Annotated in this window: 17 protein-coding genes; 8 read left to right on the top strand and 9 right to left on the bottom strand. The window is 46.4% G+C overall.

The window, feature by feature from the left end:
• The 3 genes from BQ8014_RS11140 to BQ8014_RS11150 all read right to left on the bottom strand — a co-directional run.
• The coding region (locus BQ8014_RS11140; protein ID WP_139785164.1) for an efflux RND transporter permease subunit at positions 1-1299 on the bottom strand (1299 nt) is incomplete at its 3' end.
• 12 nt (positions 1300-1311) lie between these two features.
• A complete protein-coding gene (locus BQ8014_RS11145; protein WP_080904409.1) occupies positions 1312-2487 on the bottom strand; it encodes an efflux RND transporter periplasmic adaptor subunit in 1176 nt (391 codons plus the stop codon).
• Between the two features lie 157 nt (positions 2488-2644).
• Positions 2645-3043: a DUF6769 family protein gene (locus BQ8014_RS11150; protein ID WP_080904410.1), complete on the bottom strand. Its 399-nt coding sequence runs from the start codon at positions 3041-3043 to the stop codon at positions 2645-2647.
• 191 nt (positions 3044-3234) lie between these two features.
• Between BQ8014_RS11150 and aspS the strand changes: the two genes are divergently transcribed.
• From aspS to BQ8014_RS19405, 6 genes are all read left to right on the top strand, one after another.
• The gene (aspS, locus tag BQ8014_RS11155) at positions 3235-4989 is read left to right on the top strand and encodes an aspartate--tRNA ligase (RefSeq protein ID WP_080905930.1); all 1755 of its coding nucleotides are present in this window, start codon (positions 3235-3237) and stop codon (positions 4987-4989) included.
• Between the two features lie 14 nt (positions 4990-5003).
• A complete protein-coding gene (locus tag BQ8014_RS11160; protein WP_080904411.1) occupies positions 5004-6101 on the top strand; it encodes a Nif3-like dinuclear metal center hexameric protein in 1098 nt (365 codons plus the stop codon).
• Position 6102: 1 nt separating this feature from the next.
• Complete coding sequence (locus BQ8014_RS11165; protein WP_080905931.1) at positions 6103-6870, top strand: zinc ribbon domain-containing protein; 768 nt, start codon at positions 6103-6105, stop codon at positions 6868-6870.
• A gap of 63 nt (positions 6871-6933) precedes the next feature.
• Positions 6934-8256, top strand: a complete 1323-nt coding sequence (tilS, locus tag BQ8014_RS11170) for a tRNA lysidine(34) synthetase TilS (RefSeq protein ID WP_080905932.1) — start codon at positions 6934-6936, stop codon at positions 8254-8256.
• A gap of 208 nt (positions 8257-8464) precedes the next feature.
• Positions 8465-10459 carry a transcription termination factor Rho gene (rho, locus tag BQ8014_RS11175; protein ID WP_080904412.1) on the top strand — a complete coding sequence of 665 codons (1995 nt, stop codon included), beginning with the start codon at positions 8465-8467 and terminating at the stop codon, positions 10457-10459.
• A 61-nt stretch (positions 10460-10520) separates the two neighbouring features.
• Positions 10521-10670, top strand: a complete 150-nt coding sequence (locus tag BQ8014_RS19405; RefSeq protein ID WP_160150083.1) for a hypothetical protein — start codon at positions 10521-10523, stop codon at positions 10668-10670.
• Between the two features lie 289 nt (positions 10671-10959).
• Here the strand turns inward: BQ8014_RS19405 and rplT are convergent, their stop codons facing one another.
• The 6 genes from rplT to BQ8014_RS11210 form a co-directional block, all read right to left on the bottom strand.
• Positions 10960-11304 carry a 50S ribosomal protein L20 gene (gene rplT, locus BQ8014_RS11185; protein ID WP_080904413.1) on the bottom strand — a complete coding sequence of 115 codons (345 nt, stop codon included), beginning with the start codon at positions 11302-11304 and terminating at the stop codon, positions 10960-10962.
• A 100-nt stretch (positions 11305-11404) separates the two neighbouring features.
• Entirely contained in the window at positions 11405-11602 is a 198-nt protein-coding gene (rpmI, locus tag BQ8014_RS11190) for a 50S ribosomal protein L35 (protein WP_080904414.1), read from the bottom strand.
• A gap of 57 nt (positions 11603-11659) precedes the next feature.
• On the bottom strand, positions 11660-12301 hold the full coding sequence (infC, locus tag BQ8014_RS11195) for a translation initiation factor IF-3 (RefSeq protein WP_080904415.1): 642 nt from the start codon (positions 12299-12301) through the stop codon (positions 11660-11662).
• Positions 12302-12353: 52 nt separating this feature from the next.
• Positions 12354-14309, bottom strand: a complete 1956-nt coding sequence (gene thrS / locus BQ8014_RS11200; protein WP_080904416.1) for a threonine--tRNA ligase — start codon at positions 14307-14309, stop codon at positions 12354-12356.
• A gap of 119 nt (positions 14310-14428) precedes the next feature.
• A complete protein-coding gene (locus BQ8014_RS11205; RefSeq protein ID WP_080904417.1) occupies positions 14429-15190 on the bottom strand; it encodes an exodeoxyribonuclease III in 762 nt (253 codons plus the stop codon).
• A gap of 414 nt (positions 15191-15604) precedes the next feature.
• Positions 15605-16003 (bottom strand): hypothetical protein, encoded by a 399-nt coding sequence (locus BQ8014_RS11210; RefSeq protein WP_139785116.1) that lies wholly within the window; start codon positions 16001-16003, stop codon positions 15605-15607.
• A gap of 161 nt (positions 16004-16164) precedes the next feature.
• Between BQ8014_RS11210 and BQ8014_RS11215 the strand changes: the two genes are divergently transcribed.
• Together BQ8014_RS11215 and BQ8014_RS11220 are read left to right on the top strand one after the other, a co-directional pair.
• Entirely contained in the window at positions 16165-17418 is a 1254-nt protein-coding gene (locus BQ8014_RS11215) for an alpha/beta hydrolase family protein (RefSeq protein ID WP_160150084.1), read from the top strand.
• Between the two features lie 29 nt (positions 17419-17447).
• Positions 17448-18164 (top strand): MgtC/SapB family protein, encoded by a 717-nt coding sequence (locus BQ8014_RS11220; RefSeq protein ID WP_080904420.1) that lies wholly within the window; start codon positions 17448-17450, stop codon positions 18162-18164.
• Positions 18165-18440: the final 276 nt, after the last annotated feature.

The following is an 18440-nucleotide window of genomic DNA, read 5'->3' on the forward strand; positions in this document are numbered from 1 at the left end:
CTGCAAGACCGGACGCTGTTCCTCTGCGGGCAATTTCCGGTTTTCCCGTATTTTCCGGTAGACATTCTCGACGTCCACAATCGCATCGTCGACCAACGAACCGATGGCGATCGCCATTCCTCCCAAACTCATCGTATTGATCGTCAGACCCATCCATTTCAAAACAAGTACGGAGACCAGCAAAGAGAGAGGCATGGCTACTAATGAGATAGCCGTCGTCCGCACATTCATCAGAAACAGCAGGAGAATCACGAGGACAAAGAAGCTACCCTCGATCAAACAATTTTTAATATTATTGATGGATGAATCGATGAATCGACTTTGGCGAAAGGCATCGGTCGATACCCTGACATCCGGAGGCAGGTTCTTCTGTAAGTCGGCGATAGTAACGTCCAGACGGTCGGTCAGATCGACTGTACTCGTTCCGGGTTGCTTGGTAACGGTCAACAAGACAGCAGGCTTGCCCTTTTCAGAAGCTAATCCGAGTTTCGGGCTTTTGGCACCTATGCGGATGGTCGCGATGTCGGAAAGCGTTACCGCCGCACCGTCTATCGTCTTGATCATCCCTTTTCCGATTTCCTCTGCTTTGGAAGTGGAAAGAATTCCCCGGATGATGAACTCGCTGCCGAATTCATAAAGTACGCCTCCATTAGCATTCCGGTTCATGTTCCGACAGACGGCCAGGACTTCGTCCAATCCGATGCCGTAATGCTTCATGCGTCCCTGGTCAAGCAAAATCTGGTATTCCTTGATGTCCCCCCCGATGACGGCTGCCTGCGCTACCCCGCCGGTGGAAAGCAGGCGGGGACGGATCGTCCAGTCTGCAATCGTCCGCAAGTCGAGCAGTGAAGTCGTGTCGGCGGTCAGCCCGATAATCAGGATTTCTCCCATGATGGAAGACTGCGGCCCCAAAGTCGGTTTACCGACATTCCCGGGAAGGCTTTCCCCCACGACCGCCAACTTCTCCGACACGATCTGGCGGGCGCGATAGATATCCGTACCCCAATCAAATTCCACCCAAACGGCTGAAAAGCCGGTAGTCGAAGAAGAACGTACCCGACGGACTCCCATGGCGCCGTTGACCGCCGTTTCAATCGGGAAAGTAACTAACTGTTCTACTTCTTCGGGCGCCAGTCCTTTGGCTTCCGTCATGATCACGACCGTCGGAGCGTTTAGGTCGGGAAAAACATCCACTTCCATGTGCCAGGCCGTATAAAGTCCCGCCAGTGTCAGGAGCAGGGAAAAAATCAGCACCACCATTCGGTTGTGCAGCGAATAGTAAATAATTTTGTCCAGCATATTCCCTTCCCTTTAATGATGGTGCGTATGAGCCGGAATGGAACCGGAGGCGGAAGCCAACTTCAATTGAGTGACCGCCTGCGTAACCACGACATCACCCGCCTCCAACCCGGAAAGAATCCGGATGGAAACGCCGTTACCGTCACCAATTATGACTTCTTTTTTCAAATAGCAATCCTGGTCCTGTTGCGTAAACACGTAATAAATTCCCTGTGCCTCCGTCAGAGCGGAAACCGGCACACTGAGGACATTCGGAACCGGAGCCGCCAGCAAATACACTTCTACATACGATCCGGGAATGAGGGCGCCCTTATTATCGAACTCAAAAGTTACCGGGATATAAAACGATTGGTTATCCGAGGCTTTCCCATATGAAAGCAGCCGCCCTCCCAACTCGCCCAACGAATAGACTTTGTCATCATATGGCGTCTTGAAATTAGCCGAACGGATAGCCGGCAGGCTGGAATAGTATTTTTCGGAGACTTCCGCCTGCAAAACCAGGCGGTTGCTACGCGAAACCGTTGCCAGCGATTGTCCTACAGATACATAATCCCCGTCTTTTACCTGCAGGTTTTTCAGATAACCCGACAGCGGTGAAGCGACAGCCATGCCGGAGGCCGTCTGCTTTCCGTTGACGGCGTCAAACGCCGCCCGGGCATTTTCATAATTTAGCTTCGCCTGGTTGAACTCCTTTTCCGACACTATTTTATCGGGGAGCAAGGCTTTCGCCCGTTCATATTCCTTTTCGGCGGCTTCGTAGGCCGACCGGATCCGGAGCACTTGATCTCCTTCCGGCAGATTGCGGGAAGAGAGGCTCAAAACAGTCTGCCCCCGACGAACCGCCGCCCCTTCGACAAAAGGAGCCTTTCCCAGCGATACCACTCCGGAGAGGGTGGCGACCAGAGTGGTCTCCTCTCCCTGTGCCGCCAGGATACGTCCGGTTGTTTTGATCACTTGCGTGAAATCACCCGGGCGGATCTCCTCGGTCTGTAGTCCGGCCGCCTTCGCCTTTTCAGGAGAGAAAGTTATTTCGGAGGAATGCTTGGATGTTGCCTCGTGATCATGCGTATGTTCCTCCGTATGCGCTTCCCGTTCCGAATCGCAGTCGTGTCCTTCGTGGGTGGACTTTCCTGCACAACCGGCAAACAGATAGGCGCATGCAATTGATAATAAACAGATTTTTTTCATAAATATTAAGAGTGTATCGCTATTAATTTAGATTAAAAGGGGTGCGATCGTAAAGATGCACAAGTCTGTCCCAAACATTCCGGTAGAAGAGATTCCTCCGCACAAAGTCTTCGAACGATACTTAAGAGCCGTTCGATAAGAAGCCGGAATGAAAAGGTTATAATAACGATACAGGAGGGGCTCGCAAGCCTGTAGCTCTGGCTATCCATACCCCATGCAAAAACTCTATATAATGGAGCTGCCTCCACTGAAGCGCTTGCTTAGAAAGCAAAAAGACCGGAGGCGCATAAGAATAAAACTTTTCCAAAGGGATAGGATATAGCCAGATGCTTCCGGACAGATGGGTCTGAATGATCGTATAAACAGCCTGGTTTTGCCCGGAGCAGGGACATTGTGAAGATTCATGATGCCCTTCCGCCTCATGCTCCGCCTCTTCCACCAGCGAAAGGCTGAAGCAGAAAGTCCCGTCACTATGATGGTGATGGGGAATCAGAAAGGACAGCGGAATGAAAAGACTGCTGACCAGTAAGGCATAAGCTATAAAAGACTTTTTCATCAGATCTTCGTAAGAGTCACAAAAATAGAATAAAAGCGGGAATTATCCTAACGGTTCGCGTTGGAAATTCCCTCCCTGTACGGACTTTATTTATGATGATTTGGAGGGATAAACAAGAACAATCTTGTATATTTGCATTTGATTTGCGCCATAAAAAAGAGTATAAAGTAAATTCAAACATACAAAATAAAATGTACAGAACAAAAACATGTGGAGAGTTACGCCTGACAAATAAAGGGCAAGAGGTAACCCTGGCGGGTTGGGTACAAAGGATCCGTAAGATGGGGGGTATGACTTTCGTCGACCTCCGGGATCGTTACGGGATCACGCAGTTGGTCTTCAACGAAGCAGTGGACGCCGCCCTTTGTGAGAAAGCGAACAAACTTGGGCGTGAATATGTAATCCAGGCCACCGGGGTCGTTGAAGAGCGTTCCAGCAAGAACCTGCATCTTCCGACCGGCGAGATAGAAATCATCGTCTCCGGGCTTAACATCCTGAATTCCGCCCTTACTCCTCCTTTTACCATCGAGGATGAAACGGACGGTGGTGACGATCTGCGCATGAAATACCGTTACCTGGACTTGCGCCGGAATGTGGTTCGCGCCAATCTCGAACTTCGTCACCGCATGGCTTTTGAAGTACGGCGCTATTTGAGCGAACAGGGATTCCTGGAAGTGGAAACGCCGGTGCTGGTTAATTCGACACCCGAAGGTGCCCGCGATTTTGTCGTCCCTTCCCGCATGAATCCGGGGCAATTCTACGCCTTGCCCCAGTCTCCGCAAACGCTGAAACAATTGTTGATGGTTTCCGGATTCGATCGTTATTTTCAGATAGTTAAATGTTTCCGCGACGAAGACCTGCGCGCTGACCGCCAGCCGGAATTTACACAGATCGACTGTGAAATGAGCTTTGTCGAGCAGGAGGACATCCTGAGCCTGTTCGAAGGAATGGCCAAACACCTGTTCAAGACAATCCGGGGGATTGAAGACAATGCGCCCTTTGTCCGCATGACCTGGCAGGATGCCATGAGGCAATATGGCTCGGATAAACCGGACCTTCGCTTCGGAATGAAATTCGTCGAGCTGGATTTCCTGAAAGGACACGGATTCCCGGTCTTTGACGAAGCCGCATACATCGGCGGTATCTGTGCGGAAGGCGCAGGAAGCTATACACGCAAGCAGATGGATGCCCTGACGGATTTCGTGAAGCGTCCGCAGGTAGGCGCCAAGGGGTTGGTATATGCCCGGATAGAGCTGGACGGGAACGTGAAATCGAGCGTCGATAAGTTCTATTCACAGGAAACGCTGCAGGAACTGAAGGCAGCGTTTGATGCTAAACCGGGAGACGCCATCCTGATCCTTTCCGGAGACGACGCCATGAAGACGCGCAAGCAATTGAACGAATTGCGTCTTGAGATGGGAAACCAATTGGGATTACGCGATAAAAACAAATTTGCCTGCCTCTGGGTCGTCGACTTCCCTTTGTTTGAATGGGACGAAGAAACGCAGCGTTATTACGCCATGCACCACCCGTTCACCTCGCCCAAACCGGAGGATATTCCTCTGTTGGACACTGATCCGGGAGCGGTTCGCGCCAACGCCTACGATATGGTGATCAACGGAGTGGAAGTCGGCGGAGGATCCATCCGTATCCATGACAGCGCTTTGCAGGATAAGATGTTCCGCCTGCTCGGATTCACGGAAGAAAGAGCCCAGGAACGGTTCGGCTTCCTGATGAACGCCTTCAAATACGGCGCGCCGCCTCACGGCGGATTGGCTTACGGACTGGACCGCTGGGTTTCCCTCTTTGCCGGCTTGGATTCGATCCGCGACTGCATCGCTTTCCCGAAAAACAATTCGGGGAGGGATGTCATGCTGGATGCACCCTCCGTTATTGATGACGAACAACTAAAGGAATTGAAACTGATCATAGATACGAAGGATTAAAAAGCGCATTTAGGATGATTCGGGTTAAGGATATACTAAAAGAGATTGAAGCCTATGCTCCCCTGCCCTTGCAAGAGAGCTTCGATAATTCAGGCCTTCAGGTCGGCGACGTAAATCAGCCGGCGACGGGAGCGCTGGTTTGCCTTGACGTCACGGAGGAAGTGATAGACGAGGCGATCGAATGTGAATGTAATCTGATTTTATCCCATCATCCCCTGGCTTTCAGACCTTTCAAGTCGCTCACGGGAGCAAATTACATCGAACGCTGTCTGATGAAAGCTTGCAAATACGACCTGGTGATTTATGCGGCTCATACGAATCTGGATAATGCGTCGGGCGGGGTTAACTTCAAGCTGGCGGAACTGATCGGATTACAGAATGTCCGGATTCTAAGCCCGTTAAAAGACAACCTGCTCAAGCTGGTGGTTTTCGTACCGGCCGACTATGCCGAACTGGTACGGAACGCCCTGTTCAATGCCGGCGCGGGGCATATCGGCAATTATGACTCCAGTAGTTTCAATCTGGCGGGAGAAGGGAGTTTCCGGGCGTCCGCAGATTGCCATCCTTTCCGGGGAGCGATCGGCGAATTGCATTTCGAGAATGAGATACGTATCGAAACGATCCTTCCGTCCTATCTGAAAACGGCGGTGACGCGTGCGATCCTTTCGGTTCATCCCTACGAAGAACCGGCATTCGACTTCTATCCGTTGGCAAACACCTGGAGCCAGGCCGGCTCAGGCATCGCCGGGGAGCTGCCCGAATGGGAAGACGAGCTCACTTTCCTGCAACGGATCAAGGATTTGTTCCATGTCGGTTGCGTCAAGCATTCCCCGCTTACCGGACGTAAAATCAAGGAAGTAGCCTTATGTGGAGGCAGCGGGGCCTTCCTGATCAAAGACGCCATCGCTTACGGTGCGGATATCTTTATCACCGGCGAGGCGAAGTATAACGATTTCTATGATGTGGAAGACAAAATCCTGCTGGCCGTTATCGGTCATTATGAGAGCGAGATATGTACAAAAGAAATCCTATATACTATTATATTGAAAAAATTCCCTAACTTTGCAGTCCAACTATCGAGTGTTAATTCAAACCCGGTTAAATATTTATAAGATGGCTAAAGAGAAAAAAGCAGTTGAAAAAGAATATACAGTAGAAGAAAAGCTCCGTTCGCTTTATCGGCTTCAGACAATCGTAACTGATATCGATAAGATCAAGACGCTTCGCGGCGAACTTCCGTTGGAAGTTCAGGATTTGGAAGATGAAGTAGCAGGATTGGAAACCCGCTACCAAAACTATCAGACCGAGATCAAGGACTACGAGAATGCGGTGGTTACGCAAAAGGCCAAGATTAAGGAATCCACCGGCTTAGTTGAAAAATACAAGACACAGTTAGATAATGTGCGGAACAATCGGGAATTCGACAATCTGTCCAAAGAAATAGAATTCCAAGGCCTGGAAGTGGAGTTTGCTGATAAGAAAATCAAAGAGTTTACGGAAGCCATTGTAACCAAGAAGGAAGAGATCATCCATTGCAAGGAATTGCTGGAAGGCCGAAAAGCGGACTTGGTACAGAAAAAAAGCGAATTAGACGAAATCGTTTCCGAAACAAAACAGGAAGAAGAAAAGCTGCGCGAAAAAGCAAAGAAAGTAGAGGACACAATCGAACCCCGTTTGCTGACGGCATTCAAACGCATCCGCAAAGGAGCGCGTAACGGCTTGGCTGTGGTCTGTATCCAACGGGATGCCTGCGGCGGTTGTTTCAATAAGATTCCGCCTCAGAAGCAAATGGATATCAAACTCCACAAGAAGATCATCGTCTGCGAGTATTGCGGAAGAATTATGGTTGACCAGGAGATTGCGGACGAAATCGGTAAATAACAGATCTTTCATAATATTATATATAGGAATACGATTCGACCGTATTCCTATTTTTTTATAATGATGACCGGGCAAATTCGTAAATATATTAAAGAGCATCGACTGCTCAATCCTGAAGGATTGGTTGTTGTCGGTTTGAGCGGAGGGGCCGATTCCGTCGCCTTGCTGCATCTGCTCGTGCGATTAGGATATTCCTGCCTGGCCGCCCATTGCAATTTTCACCTGCGGGGAGAAGAATCGGACGGGGATGAACGGTTTGCAGCCGAAACGGCCCGAAAGTTGAATGTCCCTTTTCTCCGGACGGATTTCCAAACAGAGGAATATGCCCACGATCGCCATATATCGATTGAGATGGCAGCCCGCGACCTCCGCTATGCCTGGTTCGAAGAGATCCGATCGGAGCACCAGGCGCAGGCGATTGCCGTCGCCCACCACCGCGATGACAGTGCGGAAACATTTCTACTCAATCTATGCCGGGGAAGCGGAATCCGCGGGTTATGCGGCATCCGGCCGAAAAACGGTTTCATTGTCCGTCCCCTGCTTTGTATCGGCCGGGATGAGATCCTCTCCTATCTGAAAGAAAACCAACTGACGTATGTAACCGACAGCACGAATTCTTCCGACGAATATACGCGGAATTTCATCCGTCTCCGGGTACTACCTTTATTGGAAGAGATCAATCCTTCCGTAAAAAAGGCAATTGCCCGGACTGCCGATCATTTGACGGAAACGGAAGCTTTGTTCCGGTATTCGATTGAGAATGCTATAAATAAATCTGTCGACATTGATGGAAAGCTTTTAATCGATGCGCTTCTATGTTATCCTTCTCCGAAGACAATTCTATATGAGTGGTTAAATCCTTATGGCTTTACGCCATCCACAATCGACTCTGTCTATGAAGCCCTCGATGCGGAGCCCGGTAAAATCTTTTATTCGTCGGGTGAATCGCACGTCCTGTTGAAAGATCGCGATTTCTTAATGCTTTCTGCTAATGAAAGGAAAGATTCAGGCAAGTACTTTTTGCAAATAGATCAACCGTGCGTCCATCCTATCCACATATCATTCAGGCTGGTCGAAATCTCCGATCCTGATTTTGCCATAACTGAATCACCGGATTACGCCTTTTTTGACAAGGAGCAGCTCTCCTTTCCTCTCTATTTGCGCAAATGGCAACCGGGTGATTGGTTTATTCCTTTCGGAATGAAGGGACGCAAGAAATTAAGCAATTATTTTACCGATCATAAATTCAGCCGGTTTCAAAAAGAGCAGACCTGGTTATTATGCAGCGGGACGGACATTATCTGGATTGTCGGTGAGCGGACGGACAACCGGTTTAGAATCACAAAATCAACAAAATCAGTGCTCATTGCATTTTTTTCGAGGTAAAATATTTTTTTCTGAAAAAAGATGCTTACATTTGCACAACTTACTCCGCTGATAAGTTGCTAATAAGTCAAATTAGATAAACGATCCGGTTAATTATTTACATGAAAATTTAATTTTATTGTTAACGAAATAAATACGAATAAGCATTTATTGCGATTACAAGCGTAGCAGTATATCTCTTCAAACGTATTTATTATTTACTTTCAATATGCAAAAATATAACATTTTAGAGCTTAACGAGAAGCTTCTGCCAGAACTACAAACCATTGCTGAAGAATTAGGCGTTAAAAAAGTAAAGTCATTCAAAAAAGAAGAATTAATCTACAAGATTTTGGATGAACAAGCGATTTCTTATGCCGGTATCCAAGCGGAAAAAGAAAAGGTAAAGGAAGCCCAAAAGACAGAAAAGAAGACGAGAACTCGACGCACTCCCAAAGCGGTAGGAAAGAAAGAAACGCCTAAAGAAGAAGTGGCCTCGCCCAAACCGGCAACGGTAACCCCTGCTGTTCCTACCTCTGCCATAGTGGAAGAAAAGATTCCCGAACCTGCGGCGGTAACAAAGAAAGTGGCCCCTCGAAGGAAAACAAGGATTAACAGGAAAGACAATCCGGTAGCGACGACTACTACCCTGCCCCAACCAGAGCCCCAGCAAGCGATTGTTGCGGAAGATAAGACGGAAAAAGTAGAAAAAACCGAAACGGCTCCGCTTCCAGTCAAACAGGAACCGGTAAAAGCTCAGGTTATCAAAGTGGAGAAGAAAGTCGAAGTCAAGGAATCTCAACCAGTAGAAGTAGCGGACATCGCAGAAGAGCAATCCGATAATACGGAAGAAAAAGAAAAGACGGAGGCTACAAATACGAACGAGCCCAGAAGGCTGGTGTTCAAACATAGCAATGATACTCCTTCCGTACTCGACCAGGTTCTTCCGTTGCATACGGCTTCGGTGAAACCGGAACGTGCGGCCCAGGAAAACCCTGCTCCTTCCGCTCCTCCCCGCCAGAACAACCGTCCGAGTAATAATCAGAACGTCAACAGGAACTCTAATCCGGCTTCGCAGGAAAAGCAATATGACTTCGACGGAATCCTTATCGGCACTGGCGTTTTGGAAATGATACAGGACGGATACGGATTCCTCCGTTCTTCCGATTATAACTACCTGACTTCACCGGATGACATCTACGTATCCCAGTCGCAAATCAAACTCTTCGGACTAAAGACCGGCGATGTGGTGGAAGGAGCGATCCGCCCTCCGAAAGAAGGTGAAAAATACTTCCCGCTCGTCAAAGTAGACAAAATCAACGGACGTACGCCGGAAGAAGTACGCGACCGGGTTCCTTTCGATCATCTGACTCCTCTTTTCCCGAATGAAAAGTTTATGCTAACAGCCCGCCGCTCGCCGAAAGTTTTTGATAACATTGCGGTTCGCGTAGTAGATCTTTTCTCCCCGATCGGCAAAGGACAGCGCGGATTGATCGTTGCCCAGCCGAAGACCGGTAAAACGATGTTGCTGAAAGATATTGCAAATGCCATTGCGACCAATCATCCGGAAGTATATATGATCGTTCTTCTGATCGATGAACGCCCGGAAGAGGTTACCGATATGGCGCGTAGCGTAGATGCGGAAGTCATTGCTTCCACATTCGACGAACCGGCGGAACGGCATGTCAAGATTGCGGAAATTGTATTGAATAAAGCAAAGAGAATGGTAGAATGCGGTCATGACGTCGTTATTCTGCTTGATTCCATTACGCGGTTAGCCCGCGCCTATAATACCGTCCAGCCCGCTTCCGGTAAAGTCTTGTCGGGAGGTGTAGATGCGAATGCACTGCAGAAACCGAAACGGTTCTTCGGAGCAGCCCGTAACATTGAAAACGGCGGTAGCCTGACGATCCTTGCGACCGCATTGACGGAAACCGGATCCAAAATGGACGATGTGATCTTTGAAGAATTTAAGGGTACCGGTAATATGGAACTTCAGTTGGATCGTAAGCTATCCAACAAGCGGGTTTATCCGGCTGTTGACATTACAGCTTCCAGCACACGCCGGGATGATTTACTGCAAGACGGAAGTACTGTTAACCGCATGTGGATCCTGCGTAAATATCTGGCCGACATGAATTCAATGGAAGCTATGGAATTTGTTAAGAAGCAAATGGAGAATACCGTCGACAATGCGGAATTTCTTGCCTCCATGAACGGATAACCAGGCAAATAAGTATAGAACAAAAGATATACGCAAGTATATCGGCATCAATAGGAGGAAAATGAAAGCATTTTCCTCCTATTTCTTTTATGCCATTAAAACCATCCGGGATAGAGATCCGATAGAGGGGGTGGATGCCATATGGGCCGAACACAAAAGAGGCTACCTAAAATTATTAGGTAGCCTCTTGTATAATAAAGCCGCACCGTAGATGTGAACAAACTCCGTATGACAGGTTTTGAGTGCTTTGCCACCTTTGTAATCCGCTGTGCCGAAAAGCAACCTCCGAAGAGTTGCGGCCCGCCATTAGTAACAAGAGCTATGCCTCGGAATTGATATTTTCTGATGAGTTTCCCAATCGAACAAGTGCGGCTTAACTCATTGTCTTATGACAAATATAAGACTTTATTTTAGATTGTACAAGTTATACAAAGAAAAAACGATAAAAAAAGAGGGAATTTCATTAAGAAGTCCCCTCTCCCATTCATGTCCTTAAAATCTTATTTTATTTTTGCGACTACCGCTTTAAATGCTTCCGGATGATTCATCGCTAAATCGGCTAACACCTTACGGTTAATTTCGATTCCTGCATTGCGCAAACCTCCCATCAGGCGGGAATAAGAAAGGCCTTCCAGGCGGGCGGCCGCATTGATACGTTGGATCCATAAAGCGCGGAAGCTACGTTTTTTATTGCGGCGGTCACGGAATGCATAGGTCAAACCTTTTTCCCATGTATTCTTTGCTACGGTCCAGACATTCTTGCGAGCTCCGTAATAACCTCTCGTTAACTTAAGAATTCTTTTTCTCTTTGCTCTCGAAGCAACATGATTTACTGATCTTGGCATAATTTAAATCATTTTTGAATGTTAGCGCCATCTTTGCGATGATCTTTTTGGCTAAACCATTCGGTTAATAAAAATCTTTTAAAAAACTTACTTTTAACAATTACTTTAGAGCAAGCAATTTTTTCACATTACTTACATCCACATTCGCAATTAAGCCGATATGTGTCAAGTTCCTCTTTTGCTTTTTCGTTTTCTTCGTTAGAATGTGACTCTTAAAAGCATGTTTTCTCTTGATTTTACCGGTTCCGGTAAGGGCAAACCTCTTTTTGGCACCGGAATTAGTCTTCATCTTTGGCATCTCTTCTGTTATTTATTAATTATTAATTTGGGCCGGTCAATAAAAGACCGGTCTTTCTTATTCCTCCGTATCTTCTTTTTGCTCCTTCTTCTCTTCTTCCGGGTTCCGGCGAGTAACTACCTTCTTTATTAACTTGGGAGCTGCTTTCGGAGCCGCGGGTTTCGCAGGAGCCGATCCTGCCTTTTTAGGAGTCAACATAATAATCATACGTTTACCTTCCAAAACAGGCAATTGCTCTACTTTACCATATTCTTCCAAGTCGTTTGCAAAACGAAGCAATAAAACCTCTCCCTGCTCTTTGAAAAGAATGGAACGGCCTTTGAAAAACACATAGGCCTTCACTTTCGCTCCCTCTTCCAGGAATCCTTTTGCATGCTTCAACTTAAAGTTGTAATCATGGTCATCCGTCTGAGGCCCGAAGCGGATCTCCTTAACAATCACCTTGACAGATTTTGCTTTCTGCTCTTTTTGGCGTTTCTTTTGTTGATAAAGAAACTTTTGATAATCGGTAATTCTACAAACGGGGGGGGCAGCATTTGGTGAAATTTCCACAAGATCCAACCCCAGATCTTCTGCTATTCGTAACGCCTGGGCGATAGGATAAACACCTTGTTCTATATTGTCACCAACTAAGCGAACTTCGCGTACTCGAATAAATTCATTAATTCTGTACTGATCCTTCAGACTGTCATTCTTCATTCAAAAAAAATTATCTTCCTCCTGTTTCTACAAATTACTTGTTAATCAAAAATCAAGCTTGGCTTTTCTGCCAATGGTTCATTAATTCATTCACTTCTGTTGTCAAAAGTGTCGCAAAGGTAGCAATTTTCATGGAACCTTTATCACCTTCGCCCTGTTTTCTTACGGAAACTTCACCATTTTCAGCTTCTTTCTCTCCCACTATCAACATATAAGGGATTCGTTTCAATTCGTTATCCCTGATTTTACGGCCTATCTTCTCGTTCCGGTCATCCACAATAACACGGATGTCGTCTTCTTCCAACGTTTCCTTTATCTTGTAGGCATACTCATTAAACTTCTCGCTGATAGGCATTATAGCCACCTGATCCGGCGTGAGCCAGAGCGGGAATTTACCCCCGGTGTGCTCAATCAATACGGCAACGAAACGTTCGATCGAGCCGAACGGTGCGCGGTGGATCATCACCGGACGATGTTTCTTATTGTCTTCACCCGTATATTCCAGTTCGAAACGCTCCGGCAGGTTGTAATCCACCTGAATCGTACCCAACTGCCAACGGCGGCCAATAGCGTCTTTCACCATGAAGTCCAGTTTCGGACCGTAGAACGCGGCTTCTCCCAGTTCTACGCGGGCGCGCAGCCCTTTCTCTTCGCAAGCTTCGACAATCGCCCGTTCCGCCTTATCCCAATTCTCATCCGAACCGATGTATTTTTCCTTGTGATTCGGATCGCGCAAAGAAATTTGCGCTTCAAAGTTCTCAAAATCCAACGCCTTGAAAATAATAAAGATAATATCCATTACTTTCAGGAACTCGTCTTTCAACTGATCCGGACGGCAGAACAGATGGGCGTCGTCCTGCGTAAAGCCGCGAACCCGCGTCAGCCCGTGCAATTCACCGCTCTGCTCGTAACGGTATACGGTACCGAATTCGGCCAAACGGAGAGGCAGGTCCTTATATGAACGCGGAGAGACTTTATAAATCTCGCAGTGATGCGGGCAGTTCATCGGTTTCAATAGAAACTCTTCCCCTTCCTGCGGAGTATGGATCGGTTGGAATGAATCTTTGCCATACTTTGCATAGTGACCGGAAGTAACATAAAGTTGTTTACCTCCGATATGCGGCGTGATGACTTGCTGATAGCCGTATTTCTTCTGAATCCGTTTCAAGAAATCTTCCAGTCGAAGACGCAACTGGGTTCCTCGCGGCAACCATAAAGGTAACCCCGCTCCCACAGCCTGTGAAAAAGCAAAAAGCTCAAGCTCTTTCCCTATTTTACGATGGTCACGCTTTTTGGCTTCCTCCAACAACGTTAGATATTCGTCCAGCATTTTCTTCTTCGGGAAAGTGATTCCGTACAGACGAACCAACTGCTTGCGCTTTTCATCCCCTCGCCAATAAGCACCGGCAACGCTAAGTATCTTAACTGCTTTTATATAGGACGTATTGGGAATATGGGGCCCACGGCAAAGGTCGGTAAAATTCCCCTGTGTATAGGTCGTAATATGTCCGTCTTCCAATTCACTGATGAGCTCGGTCTTATAGATCTCTTCCCGGTTGCCGAAATAGGCCATTGCATCCGCTTTGGAGATGCTTTTGCGGACAATCTCCTCCTTACGAGCCACCAATTCCGCCATCTTGGCTTCGATAGCGGGAAAATCGTTGTCTGTTATTGTCGTATCGCCCAAATCCACATCGTAGTAAAAACCATTTTCGATAGCCGGGCCAATACCGAACTTCACGCCAGGGTACAACTCCTGTAGTGCTTCCGCCATTAAATGGGCGCTGGAATGCCAGAAAGCATGCTTGCCTTCTTCATCTTCCCATTTGAATAATTTCACCGCTGCATCCTGTCGGATCGGACGGGATAAATCCCATATTTCACCGTTTACGCTGGCCGCCAAGACCTCTTGCGCCAAACGGGGACTGATACTTTCCGCTATTTGCATTGCGGTCGTTCCCTCCGGGAATTCCTTTACCGATTGGTCAGGAAATGTAATCTTTATCATAGCTTTCTTCTAAAAATCCTAAAAACAGAATGCAAATTTAGTATTCTTTTTCTAAAAAGAAACAGACTCTTCAAATCTTTTGTCTCTCACTGCCTTACTTTCTTCCCTTAAGGAGTTGCCTATTCTATCTCTATCACCGCCGGGCAATGGTCCGAATGACAGGCTCCATTCAAGATATAAGCCTTTTGCACTCTGGATTTCAGCGAATTCGTCACCATGCAATAATCAATCCGCCAACCCTTATTCTGCGCCCGGGAATTGAAACGGTAGCTCCACCAGGTGTATTGCTGCAAATCAGGATGAAGGCAGCGGAACGTATCGGTAAACCCGGTTGAAAGGAAACGGGTCATCCACGCCCGCTCTTCCGGCAGGAAACCACTGTTCTTCTCATTCCCCTTCGGATTGTGAATGTCGATAGGTTCATGGCAGATGTTGTAATCCCCACAAAGTATCAGGTTTGGACGTGCTTCGCGCAATTTTACCACATAGGACTGGAATTCTTCCAGCCATTCCATCTTGAAGGCTTGCCTCTCCTCCCCGCTCGTTCCGGAAGGATGATAGACACTGACGATAGACAAGTCGCCGAAATCAGCACGCAGGAAACGCCCTTCATTATCATACCTTTCAATCCCCATGCCGTATACTACCTGATCAGGCTCCGTTTTGCTGAACAAGGCCACTCCGCTATACCCTCTCTTTTGTGCCGAATAGAGATAGCAATGATAGCCCATCGATTCGAAAATCTCCGAAGGAAACTGTTCCGGCTGCAATTTTGTTTCCTGAAGGCATACGACATCCGCCTCCTGTTTGGCCAGCCATTCCGGAAAACCTTTTGTTATGGCCGCTCTCAGCCCGTTTACATTATAAGTTATTATTTTCATCCTAAGAAATTACTTTAGAAAGGACAAAAATACAATATATTAACAGCTTGTTTAAATTTTCCACATTTTTTTCTCTAAAGATTATTTCGTTATTTGTTTAGCTTTTTTTGTGGATTTGCTTCATTTGTGAAGTGAGAATAGCGGGCTATTTGAGCTAAGCAAAGGGAGCAAATCCACAAAAAAAGAACTAAATAAAATGAAAGCTTAAGGAAATTTAGAGTACTTCGATATCCTTGCTTTTAATGCAGTACATGCCATTAAAAAATTTATCCGGTGTAAAAACAATAATAATTCTTGTTTTACACCGGATAGATTTAATATTCATACCATATAATTGAAAGAAAAAAATAAATACTTGATTTCGTGTAAATCCGGAAAACCCTCTCTATATATATTTTAGAGTCAATTATCAAGTTATTTATTCTCTTTCTGCAGCTTCCAAAGGTCTAAGGTGAGCAAAATATTAATTACAAAAACAAATAAAACCACTAAAATTTGCGAAACATTAGTATGGTCTTCGATGATGGTTTCCACCAGATGAGCTGCATTGAGAAGCAAAAGAAGTATGCTCCATATAAAAGCAATCCATTGAAATATCTTCGAAGAAAAATTCATAGTCAATACGGCAAAAAGAAAACTTCCCGTAATCGTTAATGTCGTAATAAGATGAGCGGCTAATGGTATTTGGCCATTGGCCTCGGGGGCTACAATACTTTTCCCATAGACAATATCCAAGATACAAAATGCACAATGGGCAATTAAACAAATACCGATTAAAGACCAATAAATGGTCACTTTCATACGTAAATCCATGGCTAACATATTTTTAAGATTTTTCTCAAAAAAACGAAAAAACGCTGTACCTGTCAATACCTACAAATACTTATTTTTTACTATTTGAATACCTATAAATGATGTCTTTTACTAAATTTATAGTATATTCAAGGCCGTTATTCCCATTTATAAAATCGGATATGAAAAAGACAACCTTTTTTTCTGCATGTTTATCCATTTTATGGATATATATGCTGCTATTACTTCCCTCATGTAATGATAATGATCCGGAAGTGGTGCCGGAAGAAAGCATTCAATCGAAAGTTGTTAAAGATTTTTATTTAGCTGACTTAAAGGAACTGCTGAAGAATAATAATTTGCCGGATATTACCGGCTTTATTGATGGGAATACAGATGAAATTCGTGTACAAGCACTCAAAGTATCCTGTAAATCAGGACACCCTGACGGTTCCGCAGATGAAATCGATCTGTCGGGTATCCTTTTGCTTCCGCATTCGTCCGATAGGGCGACTAGCTATCCACAGATTATTGCTCCGCCATTTACTTATACGTTAAATGCCGAAGCCCCTTCCATACAATATGCGTCGGATGATGTGCTTCAATCTTTAAAAGAATACTTGGTTTGCTGGACCATGGTAGCGGCCGATGGATATGTCGTCATCATTCCTGACTATCCGGGGTTCGGCGATTCACACGGCCAATGTTTTACTCCTTATGTCGAGGCGAAACCCCTGGTACGTACAACTCTCGATTTTATAATGGCGGCCGATCAGGTTGCCGGAGAAAACGGATACGTATGTCGTCCGGAATTGGATGTTTGCGGCTATTCGCAAGGCGCCTATGTGGCGGCCTCTCTGGCCAGGGAATTGGAAACAAATGCGTCCCACGGCTATACGGTCGATCTCTTAATGATCGGGGGAACTCCGTGCAATCTGCTTCAGATTGCCGGCTTGGCGATGGCTTCGGATGTCTTTTCCCCCAGTTATTTCCTTCCTTACGCCATCTGGGGCTACAAGAAGAACGGCTATCCGGATCTCAACATAGCCGCCCTCCTATTGGAACCTTATGCCGGCAATTCTTTTCAATATTTCGACGGATTTTATCCGGACATCGATCATGCGTTTCCTGAGAAAACGGCTGAACTATACACGGAGGCTTTCCGTCAGGGCGACCAGACGAACCCAACGGTCCGCCAAGTGGATGAGATCCTGGCGGAAAATAGTCTGAAGCCCTGGAAAAACCGATGCGAATTCCTGATGATACACGGTATGGAAGACCGGTCGGTCTATTTCCAGAATGCAAAAGATTATGCGGAGGAACATCGCTCTGCCGGCGGAACGGTAACGTTCACTTCCGTCCCCGGCGACCATGGGCAGGCAGGAACAGCCTATTTTTTGCAAGTAATCACCCGGTTTATTATTTTAAAAAATTAATTTTAACTTTGCAGGAAAGAAGAAAATAAATGTTCAGTCATTTTTACCAATTTATCAGTGAACAAATAGACAGTACCCTTATTACCCCAACTACGGCGTTTATCCGGTTGATTATCAGCTTTGCATTAGGGGCGCTTGTGGGAGCGGAACGCCAACAACGGCGGCGGGAAGCGGGGCTGCGTACCTTTACGCTTATTTGCATGGGCTCTACGGTTGCCATGCTGATATCAATCTGGATTCCGCAGACTTATCCGAACTTCCTGAACGGAGATCCCGGACGGATCGCCGCACAAGTCCTGACCGGCATCGGTTTTCTCGGTGCTGGCGCCATCATCCAAAGCAAAGGAAGCATCCACGGGCTTACGACAGCCGCATGTATCTGGGTAATTGCGGTGATCGGCCTGGCTGTCGGCGCCGGCATGTTCATCCCGGCAACGATCGCCACGGTTTTTATGGTGATTATCCTTGTCTCCTTAGAAAAATTTGAACGCAGGCTGTTCCTCGACGGAGTGAATAAAATACTGACGATCGGTTGCTCTACTTCCTCGCCCGACCTGAAGGCCATCCGCCTCATTCTGGAGTCGCATAAGGTCTATATCGTCAGTTCGTCATACGAACACAATTATGTGGAGAATACATCGGTACTGACCTATAAGGTCAATGTCAAGGCGATGTCTTCCTACACCAACCTTTTTAACGCCATCCGGCAGACCGGCTATATTACACAAATCAAGATATTGGCTTAATAGGTACACTCCAAAAGAGGTTGTTATTTATCCTCCTGTATCCATAAATCCATAAATTTCCCTATCCACCGGCATCATTCGGCGAATCCGATGCTGTATTTCCATGTACTCAATGTATTATTTTACCTTGGTGTGATAAAAAAACGAGTAAGATTTTTCTATTCTATTTATTTGGATATGCACGTACTTACGTGTATTTTTGTTTTCGGTATTTTAAACAATAAGATAATGGCTACGACAACGAAAATAAAACGAATAGTCCGGGATATTGAAAGT

This window comes from Parabacteroides sp. Marseille-P3160 (genome assembly GCF_900162725.1).
Taxonomy (GTDB): domain Bacteria; phylum Bacteroidota; class Bacteroidia; order Bacteroidales; family Tannerellaceae; genus Marseille-P3160.

Bases quoted from the DNA above. Each gene is read 5' to 3' on its own strand.
- BQ8014_RS11145 (WP_080904409.1), bottom strand. From the start codon at position 2,487: ATGAAAAAAATCTGTTTATTATCAATTGCATGCGCCTATCTGTTTGCC.
- BQ8014_RS11150 (WP_080904410.1), bottom strand. From the start codon at position 3,043: ATGAAAAAGTCTTTTATAGCTTATGCCTTACTGGTCAGCAGTCTTTTC.
- aspS (WP_080905930.1), top strand. From the start codon at position 3,235: ATGTACAGAACAAAAACATGTGGAGAGTTACGCCTGACAAATAAAGGG.
- BQ8014_RS11160 (WP_080904411.1), top strand. From the start codon at position 5,004: ATGATTCGGGTTAAGGATATACTAAAAGAGATTGAAGCCTATGCTCCC.
- BQ8014_RS11165 (WP_080905931.1), top strand. From the start codon at position 6,103: ATGGCTAAAGAGAAAAAAGCAGTTGAAAAAGAATATACAGTAGAAGAA.
- tilS (WP_080905932.1), top strand. From the start codon at position 6,934: ATGACCGGGCAAATTCGTAAATATATTAAAGAGCATCGACTGCTCAAT.
- rho (WP_080904412.1), top strand. From the start codon at position 8,465: ATGCAAAAATATAACATTTTAGAGCTTAACGAGAAGCTTCTGCCAGAA.
- BQ8014_RS19405 (WP_160150083.1), top strand. From the start codon at position 10,521: ATGAAAGCATTTTCCTCCTATTTCTTTTATGCCATTAAAACCATCCGG.
- rplT (WP_080904413.1), bottom strand. From the start codon at position 11,304: ATGCCAAGATCAGTAAATCATGTTGCTTCGAGAGCAAAGAGAAAAAGA.
- rpmI (WP_080904414.1), bottom strand. From the start codon at position 11,602: ATGCCAAAGATGAAGACTAATTCCGGTGCCAAAAAGAGGTTTGCCCTT.
- infC (WP_080904415.1), bottom strand. From the start codon at position 12,301: ATGAAGAATGACAGTCTGAAGGATCAGTACAGAATTAATGAATTTATT.
- thrS (WP_080904416.1), bottom strand. From the start codon at position 14,309: ATGATAAAGATTACATTTCCTGACCAATCGGTAAAGGAATTCCCGGAG.
- BQ8014_RS11205 (WP_080904417.1), bottom strand. From the start codon at position 15,190: ATGAAAATAATAACTTATAATGTAAACGGGCTGAGAGCGGCCATAACA.
- BQ8014_RS11210 (WP_139785116.1), bottom strand. From the start codon at position 16,003: ATGGATTTACGTATGAAAGTGACCATTTATTGGTCTTTAATCGGTATT.
- BQ8014_RS11215 (WP_160150084.1), top strand. From the start codon at position 16,165: ATGAAAAAGACAACCTTTTTTTCTGCATGTTTATCCATTTTATGGATA.
- BQ8014_RS11220 (WP_080904420.1), top strand. From the start codon at position 17,448: ATGTTCAGTCATTTTTACCAATTTATCAGTGAACAAATAGACAGTACC.